Origin of the sequence: Methylobacterium sp. 1030 (assembly GCF_040544715.1) — a bacterium.
GTDB lineage: Bacteria > Pseudomonadota > Alphaproteobacteria > Rhizobiales > Beijerinckiaceae > Methylobacterium.
The window spans coordinates 1-2,297 of the sequence record NZ_JBEPKM010000059.1 but is presented as its reverse complement, the minus strand read 5'-3'; the positions used below and the strand labels follow the sequence as shown (position 1 = coordinate 2,297).

2 pseudogenes are annotated in these 2,297 nt (G+C 69.0%); both read left to right on the top strand.

The window, feature by feature from the left end:
• Window positions 1-127: 127 nt before the first annotated feature.
• Window positions 128-1,189 (top strand): annotated as a pseudogene (locus ABIC30_RS31690) (IS21 family transposase); the annotation flags it as partial.
• A pseudogene (istB, locus tag ABIC30_RS31685) lies at window positions 1,186-2,010 on the top strand (IS21-like element helper ATPase IstB). The pseudogenes ABIC30_RS31690 and istB, both read left to right, overlap by 4 nt.
• Window positions 2,011-2,297 lie beyond the last annotated feature (287 nt).

Here is a 2,297-nt window from a genome sequence, read left to right as displayed (position 1 = left end):
TCGCCTACTGCTTTGGACTTCCCGCGGCGAACAAAGGGTGAAAGCGGGACGTTAGACGCTCTTCCGCGGACCAAAACCGGATTTGCGACACGCCCTTTTTTTGCGCGTGATGCCCTGGCGCTTGCGCCTCGACCATCGGCTCTACCACTTCCGGCTCGCCTACTCCGGCTTCGAGCACGCCCATGTCGTGCTCGGCGGCGAGAGCTTCGTAGCGCTCGCCGAAGGACTGCAGAATGCCCTCTGGTCGCTCGGCGGCGTGCCGCGCGAGCACCGCACCGACAGCCTCTCGGCCGCCTTCCGCAACCTCGATGAGGCCGCCCAGGAGGATCTCACCCGCCGCTACGAGGCCCTGTGTGCCCACTACGGCATGACGCCCACCCGTAACAACACCGGCCTTGCCCACGAGAACGGCTCGATTGAGGGCGCGCATGGCCACCTCAAGCGGGCCATCGCCGACGCGCTCCTGCTGCGCACCAGCACCGACTTCCCCGACCTGACCGTTTACCGCACCTTCGTCGACGAGCTCGTCGGACGCCGCAACGCTCGCCAGGCCAAGCGCATCGACAGCGAGCGTGCCGTCCTGGCACGACTGCCCGAGCGGCGCTCGTGCGACTACGAGCATGTCAGCGTGCGCGTCTCCTCGGCCGGCGGGTTCCTCCTGCGCAAGGTGTTCTACACCGTGCCCTCGCGCCTGATCGGCCACACCCTGCGCGTGCGCCTCTACGATGACCGCCTCGACGTCTTCGTCGGCGGTTCTCACCTCTTCACACTGCCGCGGGGCCGGGCTCATCCGGACGGACGGCACGATCAGGTCGTCGACTACCACCACGTCATCCACGCCCTCCGGCGCAAGCCGATGGCGCTGCTCAACCTCGTCTACCGCGACCGGCTCTTCCCGCGCGCCCCCTACCGGCACGCCTTCGAGACCCTGCGCGCCGCGCTTCCGGAACGGCAGGCCTGCCGCATCGCCGTCGACCTCCTCCCGCTAGCTCATGACCGCGGCTGCGAGGCCGAGCTCGCCGAATGTCTGGCCGTCGAACTCGCCGCCAAGCGCCTGCCCGATCTCGCCACCCTGCGCGCCCGCTTCGCACCCGATCCGGCTACCATCCCTCACGTCACCGTCGCCCTGGGCTCGCTAGCGAGCTACGAGAGCCTTCTCGACGGCGTCACGACGGGAGGGGCGGCATGAAGGCCCTGGCCCGCACCACGACCGCAGTCGACACCGCCCGGCTCGGGATCATGCTCGGCGAACTCCGGCTGCCGACCATCAAGACCGTCTGGCCCCGCTTTGCCGAACAGGCCGACAAGGAGGGCTGGCCCGCCGCCCGCTTCCTCGCGGCCCTTGCCGAACACGAGTTGGCCGAGCGCGACAGACGGCGCATCGAGCGTCATCTCGCCGAGGCGCGCCTGCCGCCGGGCAAGACGCTCGACGGCTTCGACTTCGCCGCCGTGCCGATGCTCTCGAAGGCCCAGGTCATGGCGGTCGCCGCTGGCGACGCCTGGCTCGCGCAGGGGGCCAATCTGCTCCTGTTCGGCCCACCCGGCGGCGGGAAGAGCCATCTCGCTGCCGCGATCGGGCTCGCCCTGGTCGAGGCCGGGTTCAAGGTGCTGTTCACCCGCACCACCGACCTCGTCCAGAAGCTGTAGGTCGCCCGGCGCGAGCTCGGCCTGGAGGCGGCCATCGGCCGGCTCGACCGCTTCGACCTGCTGATTCTCGACGACCTCGCCTACGTCACCAAGGACCAAGCCGAGACGAGCGTGCTGTTCGAGCTGATCAGCGCCCGCTACGAGCGCCGCTCCCTGATGATCACCGCCAACCAGCCCTTCGGCGAGTGGGGTCGAATCTTCCCCGATCCGGCCATGACGCTCGCTGCCGTCGACCGGCTGGTGCACCATGCCACCATCTTCGAGATGAACGTCGAGAGCTACCGGCGTCGCACCGCGCTGGATCGGAAACGCGGTCCCGGTCGACCGCCAACCCGCGCGACAATCAAAACGGCCGATGTGTGACGCGCCGCGACACCACCCGGACCCAACGCCACCTTGCGCCGGTCGATCGACCCGCTCATCATCAACTCGCCGCGACACCGGTCTCTCATCCTGATTGTCGCTGGGATCTCATCCAGATCGTCGCGCTACAGTCGTACGCTGTTGCGGGCGGCGCCGAGCGTGCGCGCGATCGTCTTGATCGCCACGCCCTCACCGTGCAGGCGTAGCGCCGCCTCGCAGCGCTGTCGTCGCCGGCCGCTCTCGTGCCCAGTATCCTGCTCCGGAGGCGGGTCAGCAAGGGCGAGCGC